We start from the raw sequence: 6,812 nt of genomic DNA on the forward strand, positions 1-6,812 counted from the left end.
TCGGGCGGCAGGGTCAGCAGCTGCTGGAGCAGCTTGATCACCCGGTCGGCATCGTCCTTGGGCAAGCGGTCGGGAATGATGTCGACGCGGAAATCGGTGCGGTTGTTGGCTATCGGGTGACCATAGCGGTCGATGATCCAACCCCGCCGCGGCGGAATCATCGTCAGATTGACGCGATTACTCTCGGCGAGCAGCTGATAACGCTGGTTCTCGATCACCGCGAGCCATGTCATCCGCGCGCCCAGCGCCAGCGCCACCGCGCCCTGCGCCGCGCCCAATACGACGGCACGGCGCGAGAAGCTGTAGGATTGCTGGACCTCGCCGACCAGGCGCGTCGGACGGTTCAAGCGCGGCCTCGCTTGACGTCGAGCCACGCGACCAGTCGGGCGACGAAGGGATAGAGCAGCACCGCGACGATTACCTGAATCAGCAACAGGGTATCGACATGCGCCTCAATCCCGGTCGCGATCAAGCGTCCTCCGATCAGCGCGAAGGCGATCGCGCCTGCCGCCAGAACCCAATCCTGCCAGAAATCGCGCGCAACCAGGCGCTGGTCGAGCAGGTCGATCGCCAGGAACGCCATGCTCCACAGCAATACGGCGCTGCCCATCGGCTGTCCGCTGACCAGATCGTCGAAGAAACCGAACGGGATCGGCGCCCAGAAACGCAACGCTTCCGCGCGCAACAGCCTCCAGGCCGCGAGAATCATCAGCCCGAACGGGGGTAATATCGGGAAGCTGGCGATGAACGGCAGGATGGTGACCAGCGATCCCGCCATCACCGACGCGACCGGAATCAGCCAGAGACGGGTGGGGGAAGCCGGCTCGGCAAAGGCGCTCGGCGGCCGGCTCACGGACGGGTGTCCGCAGGCGGCGGCGGGGGTGGTGGCATGAAGGCTTTCATCACCGTCGCGAAATCGAGCACGTCGGGCCGTGCGAGCGGAGTTGCCAGCGCGCTGTCGCGCCCGCGCTCGGTGACTTTGGCGACCGGAACGTTGGGCGGAAAGATGCCGCCCGTGCCCGATGTCACCAGGATATCGCCGACCGCGAACTGGCCGTTGGCCATGGCGATCGGACGCACCTCCAGCATCCCGTCGCCGCGACCGGCGGCGAAACCCGGCGCGCCGTCTTTCAATCGCCGGACCGGTATGACGCTTTCCGGATCGATGATCATGAGCACTCGGGCGGTGTCGGGGCCAGCCTCTATCACGCGGCCGATCAGGCCGTCGGGGCCGCGTACGGGCATGCCGGCATGGACGCCTTGGGCGATGCCCGCGTAGATCAGGGCATAACGACGGGTGCTCGATGCGCTGGAACTCACCACGCGGGTGTTGACCACGTCGATGTCGCCCGGCTCGCGCATCGCGAGCAACCGCTTCAGGCGGAGATTTTCATAGGCGATGGCGCGCGCGCGCAGCAGCACCTTTTCCTGCCGCTCGACCTGCTGCTTCAGCCGCGCGTTCTCGCCGTGGACGGTGAACCAACTGCCGATCCAGCCGGGAACCGAGCCGACCCCGCGCGCGACCCAGCCAACGGCGCCGCTGACGGGCGCCGTGACTTCCGCCGTGCCGGCGCGCATGGCCGAGAAAGCGGGGGGATCGAGCTTGGAGACCAGCAGCAACACGCCGCCGACCAGCACCCCCGCGATCAAGATCACGTAGCTGATGAACAGACTATATTGCGCCCGCCGCGAATAACCCGGGCGCCGGTTGCGTGGCGACGCCATTCACTTCCCTCGCACCCCGAAGTCCCGGGATTCTATATTCTTACGCCCAGTTTCAGCCGAAAGTCAGGCGTTATGCAGCACGCCGCGGAACACCGGATCCTCCAGCGCGCGGCCGGTGCCGAGCGCGACGCAGGTCAGCGGGTCCTCGGCGATCGTCACCGGCAGGCCGGTTTCGTCACGCAGAACCTCGTCGATCCCCGCGAGCAGCGCGCCGCCGCCGGTCAGAACGATACCCTGGTCGACGATGTCCGCCGCCAGTTCCGGCGCGGTGTTTTCCAGCGCGATACGCACGCCTTCGACGATCGTACCGACCGGTTCGCTGAGCGCCTCGGCGATCTGGCCCTGGTTGATCTGGATTTCCTTGGGCACGCCGTTGACCAGGTCGCGACCCTTGATGTGGATCGTCTCGCCGATGCCGTCCGCGGGCGGCTTGGCGGTGCCGACTTCCTGCTTGATCCGCTCGGCGGTCGCTTCGCCGATCAGCAAATTGTGGTTGCGGCGGACATAGGAGACGATCGCTTCGTCCATCTTGTCGCCGCCGACGCGGACCGAGGTGGTGTAGGCGAGACCGCGCAGCGAGAGTACGGCGACTTCGGTCGTACCGCCGCCGATATCGACGACCATCGATCCGATCGGCTCGGTCACCGGCATGTCGGCACCGATCGCGGCCGCCATCGGCTCCTCGATCAGCCACACCTGGCTGGCGCCGGCGTTCGACGCGGCGTCGCGGATCGCGCGGCGTTCGACCGAGGTCGAGCCCGAGGGCACGCAGATCACGATCTGCGGCCAGCGCATGAAGCGGCGCTGTCCACCGTGCACCTTGGTGATGAAGTGCTTGATCATCTGCTCGGCGACGTCGATGTCGGCGATGACGCCGTCGCGCAACGGGCGGATGGCCTGGATGCTGTCGGGGGTCTTGCCCATCATCAGCTTGGCGTCGTCGCCGACCGCCTTGACCTTCTTGACCCCGTTGATCGTCTCGACCGCCACCACCGACGGCTCGTTGAGCACGACGCCGCGGCCGCGCAGATAGACGACGGTATTGGCCGTCCCCAGATCGATCGCCATGTCGTGCGACATGAATTTGAAGAAACGCGAGAAGACCATTCGAGTGACCGTCCGAATTCGAGCCGTCGCAACGGCATGCGCTGGATTGTTTTTATCCGGTTCCCCAAAGCCAGATCCGGGCTCCGGTTTCGTGGCATTTGCGGTCGCGGGATGGGGCCGCTTGGTCTAGAGTCACACCCATGTCAATACGTCGCCTCCCGGAGCATCTCGTCAATCGTATCGCCGCCGGTGAAGTGGTCGAAAGACCCGCCAGTGCGTTGAAGGAACTGGTCGAAAACGCGATCGATGCGGGAGCGTTACGGATCGCCGTAAAGCTGGCCGCCGGCGGCATCGATCTGGTCGAGGTGATCGACGACGGCTGTGGCATGACGCCGGCCGATATGGCGCTCGCGCTCGAGCGGCACGCGACCTCGAAATTGCCCGATGAGGCGATCGAATCGGTGAGTACATTGGGCTTTCGCGGCGAGGCTTTGCCGTCGATCGCCAGCGTCGCCCGGTTAACGCTGGAAAGCCGGGTGCGCGGCGCCGACGGCTGGCGGCGCGTGGTCGACAATGGCGCCCTGGTGGAAGAGGGGCCGGCCGCGCTGCCGCCGGGCACGCGCGTCCGCGTCGAGGGGCTGTTCGACCGTGTTCCAGCACGGCGCAAGTTCCTGCGCAGCCCGCGTGCCGAATATGGCGCCAGCCTCGACGTCGTCCGCCGACTGGCGATGGCGCGGCCCGACATCGCTTTCTCGGTCGAGCATGACGGCCGGCGCGCGCTGTCGACCAACGCGCCGGAGGATCGCCCAGGCCGCGTCGCCGCGCTGACCGATCGCGCGCTCGCGGAAAACAGCGTCGCCATCGATCTGGAGCGCGAAGGCGTGCGATTGGGCGGCGTCGCCGGGCTGCCGACCTTCAATCGCGGTGTGGCCGATCACCAATATCTGTTCGTCAACGGCCGGCCGGTGAAGGATCGCCTGCTCGCCGGCGCGGTGCGCGGCGCCTATGCCGAGATGCTGGCGCGCGACCGGCACCCGGTCGTGGCGCTGTTCCTCGATCTCCCGGCCGACATGGTCGACGTCAACGTCCACCCGGCCAAGACCGAAGTCCGTTTCCGCGAACCGCAGATGATCCGCGGCCTGATCGTCAGCGGGTTGCGACGGGCATTGGATGAGGCCGGACATCGCAGCGTGCAGCGCCCCGACGAGGCTGCGCTGGCGGCCTGGCAGCCGGGCTATAGCCCCTCCCCTTCAGGGGAGGGGTTGGGGTGGGGCAGTGCCCCAAACGCGACGCTGGATTTGTTGCACCGCCCCACCCCCCACCCCTCCCCTGAAGGGGAGGGGCTTAATAGGGTCATGGAGCGACGCCCCGCGTTCGCGATGCCCCCACCGCTCGCCCGCGCCGAACCCGCCTGGGCGCCGCCGCCGGAGAGCGTCGCGCACCCGTTGGGCGTCGCGCGCGGCCAGGTCGCCAAGACCTATATCGTCGCCGAGGCAGAGGATGGGCTGGTGCTGGTCGACCAACACGCCGCGCACGAGCGGCTCGTGCTCGAACGGATGCGCGCGGCGCTCGCCGGCGGCCGGGTCGCGGCGCAGGCGCTGTTGCTGCCCGAAGTAGTCGAACTCGACGAGCCCGCCTGCGACCGGCTCGAAGCAAGGATCGAAGAGCTGGGGGAGTTGGGCCTCGACCTCGAACGCTTCGGCCCGCGCGCGATGCTCGTCCGCTCGACCCCGGCGTTGCTGGGGCAGGGCGACGTGACCGGCCTGATCACCGACCTCGCCGACGAACTCGCCGCGTTCGACGAGGCGCTGAGCCTCAAGGAGCGCCTCGACCATGTCGCCGCCACGATGGCCTGCCACGGCTCGGTCCGCGCCGGCCGCGTGCTGTCGGTCGCCGAGATGAACGCCTTGCTCCGTGAAATGGAAGTCACCCCGCATTCCGGCCAGTGCAACCACGGTCGCCCGACCTGGGTGAAGCTGGCGCACGGCGATATCGAGAAACTGTTCGGCAGGAAATGAGTTGTTAGGCCTCCGCCGGCTCGCGATCAGATGGTGATTTCGCCCCGCAGGACCGGCACGCAGCTACCACGCAAGCTTGCCACGATGCCCTCCGACGTGCGGCGTGCCTCGACATGGAGCAGGCTCGGCCTTCCCATTTCGACACCCTGGTGAATCTCGAAGCGGGCGTCTTGCGCGCCTGGATCGAGCGATAGCAGCAGGCCGGCGAGCGGCGTGTTGGCGCTCCCCGTCGCGGGATCCTCCCAGGTGCCTGATAGTGGCGCGAACATCCGGGCCTGGAGCATCTGCCCCACTCTGCAATAGACGTGAAGCGCGAACCGGCCGCCGAGCTGCGGATAGGCGTCGCGCGCTTCCCGGAACGCGGCCAGGGAGGGATCGCAGCGCGACAAAGCGTCGCGCGTCAATTCGGCGATGACGAACGGGTTGCCGTTCGACGCGACGATCGGGAGATGGTGCGCCGTCACGACGTCGGACCGGTCCAGCTGGAGCGCACGTGCGACGATCTCCGGCGCAATCGTCTCTCCGAGACTCAAGGGCTGTGGAACGGTCACGCTGGCGCCGACGGGCGCACCGTCGCCGTCGCGATGGATTTCGACCCGCACGATGCCTGCGGGAACTTCGAACAGCGCAATAGCCAGGTCGGGCTGCTGCTGCGCGAGGACGAAGGCGGTACCGACCATCGGATGCCCCGCGAACGCCATTTCGGCGGAGCGATTGAAGATGCGCACCTTGGCGGTGTTCGCTGGGTCGGCCGGGGCGGTGACAAAGGTCGTCTCGCTCAAATTGAACTCGGCCGCGACGGCCTGCATCGTTGGCTTATCGAGTGTGTCGGCGTCCAACACCACGGCAAGGGGGTTGCCGGAAAAGCGGGTCTGAGTGAACACGTCGACGGTGAAAAAGATCAATGCCTTCATGGCTTTATCCCCGGGGCGATCGTGCGGCGTTCATTATGGAATTCGTACGCCTCCGACTGGCGCGAGCAAAATGTTCCCTGCTGGAAGAAAAACTTTTCCGTTCATCTTCTGGAAACTTCGCGGCCTCGTACGCATTTTTAGCAGCGAACAAGGTTGTTGAATGAACAGGAATTGAACCGTGAAGGTGTTACCGTTCGTTTTTGCCCTGGTGCCGCTCGTTGCGGTCGTGAGTGCCTGCGTTTCGACGTACTGAATCCCCCCGCCAGTACGTCGCTAGCCGACCCTCGATCCCCCCGAAGGGTCGCAAAGAAAAGGGCCGCCCGGATGTTCCGGACGGCCCTTTTTCTTTGGCGATGCGAAAGGCTCAGGCCTCCGAAGCTTCCTCGGCGGCAGGCGCCTCGGGCTGGACCTCGGCGGTCGCGCCCGGCTCGGCATTGGGATCATAGTCCTCGGTGAAGCCGGTGACGTCGCGGCCTTCCTCGAACATCTGCGCCATGACGTCGACGCCCTGCGACTGCATCTCGGCCTCTTCGGGCGAGCGGGCGACGTTGACCTTGATGGTCACCGCGACCTCGGGGTGCAGCTGGACCTTCACGTCGTACACGCCGATCGCCTTGATCGGCTTGGCGAGGACGATCGCCGACTTGGCGATCTTGTGGCCCTCCGCCTCGAGCGCCTCGACCAGGTCACGGACCGCGACCGACCCGTAGAGCTGGCCGGTGTTCGACGACTGACGGATCAGCGTGACCGACAGACCCTCATAAGTCTTGGCTTCCTTCTCGGCGTCGCCGCGGCGCGAGGCATTGTCGGCCTCGATGCGGGCGCGGTTGGCCTCGAACACCTTGCGGTTGGCTTCGTTGGCGCGCAGCGCCTTCTTGTTCGGCAGAAGGTAGTTACGGGCGAAGCCGTCCTTGACCTTCACGACATCGCCGATGGCGCCGAGCTTCTCGACGCGCTCCAGCAGAATAACGTCCATCGCGGGCGCTCCTTACTTAACGAGGTAGGGCAGCAGGCCCAGGTGACGGGCGCGCTTGATGGCCTGGGCCAGCTCGCGCTGCTTCTTCGCGCTCACCGAGGTGATGCGCGAGGGGACGATCTTGCCACGCTC

At 66.5% G+C, this 6,812-nt stretch carries 7 protein-coding genes and 1 pseudogene; 1 reads left to right on the forward strand and 7 read right to left on the reverse strand.

Going from position 1 to position 6,812, the window contains the following annotated elements:
* From ACTHJR_RS04225 to ACTHJR_RS04240, 4 genes and pseudogenes are all read right to left on the reverse strand, one after another.
* A pseudogene (locus tag ACTHJR_RS04225) lies at positions 1–347 on the reverse strand (penicillin-binding protein 2); the annotation flags it as partial.
* On the reverse strand, positions 344–853 hold the full coding sequence (locus ACTHJR_RS04230) for a rod shape-determining protein MreD (protein WP_440521876.1): 510 nt from the start codon (positions 851–853) through the stop codon (positions 344–346). The gene ACTHJR_RS04230 and the pseudogene ACTHJR_RS04225, both read right to left, overlap by 4 nt.
* Positions 850–1,725 carry a rod shape-determining protein MreC gene (gene mreC, locus ACTHJR_RS04235; protein ID WP_440521877.1) on the reverse strand — a complete coding sequence of 292 codons (876 nt, stop codon included), beginning with the start codon at positions 1,723–1,725 and terminating at the stop codon, positions 850–852. The genes ACTHJR_RS04230 and mreC overlap by 4 nt, the downstream gene beginning before the upstream one ends.
* Before the next feature lie 63 nt (positions 1,726–1,788).
* Entirely contained in the window at positions 1,789–2,832 is a 1,044-nt protein-coding gene (locus tag ACTHJR_RS04240) for a rod shape-determining protein (RefSeq protein WP_440521878.1), read from the reverse strand.
* A 140-nt stretch (positions 2,833–2,972) separates the two neighbouring features.
* On the opposite strand from ACTHJR_RS04240, the gene mutL reads away from it, so the two are divergent.
* Complete coding sequence (gene mutL, locus ACTHJR_RS04245) at positions 2,973–4,790, forward strand: DNA mismatch repair endonuclease MutL (protein ID WP_440521879.1); 1,818 nt, start codon at positions 2,973–2,975, stop codon at positions 4,788–4,790.
* A gap of 26 nt (positions 4,791–4,816) precedes the next feature.
* On the opposite strand, the gene ACTHJR_RS04250 is transcribed toward mutL, so the two are convergent.
* The 3 genes from ACTHJR_RS04250 to rpsR all read right to left on the reverse strand — a co-directional run.
* Entirely contained in the window at positions 4,817–5,704 is an 888-nt protein-coding gene (locus ACTHJR_RS04250; protein ID WP_440521880.1) for a PhzF family phenazine biosynthesis protein, read from the reverse strand.
* A gap of 364 nt (positions 5,705–6,068) precedes the next feature.
* A complete protein-coding gene (rplI, locus tag ACTHJR_RS04255; protein WP_440521881.1) occupies positions 6,069–6,680 on the reverse strand; it encodes a 50S ribosomal protein L9 in 612 nt (203 codons plus the stop codon).
* A 12-nt stretch (positions 6,681–6,692) separates the two neighbouring features.
* Positions 6,693–6,812: 30S ribosomal protein S18 (gene rpsR, locus ACTHJR_RS04260; RefSeq protein WP_440521882.1), on the reverse strand; the 120-nt coding region annotated here is incomplete at its 5' end.

The organism is Sphingomonas sp., from assembly GCF_051962185.1.
Taxonomy (GTDB): domain Bacteria; phylum Pseudomonadota; class Alphaproteobacteria; order Sphingomonadales; family Sphingomonadaceae; genus Sphingomonas.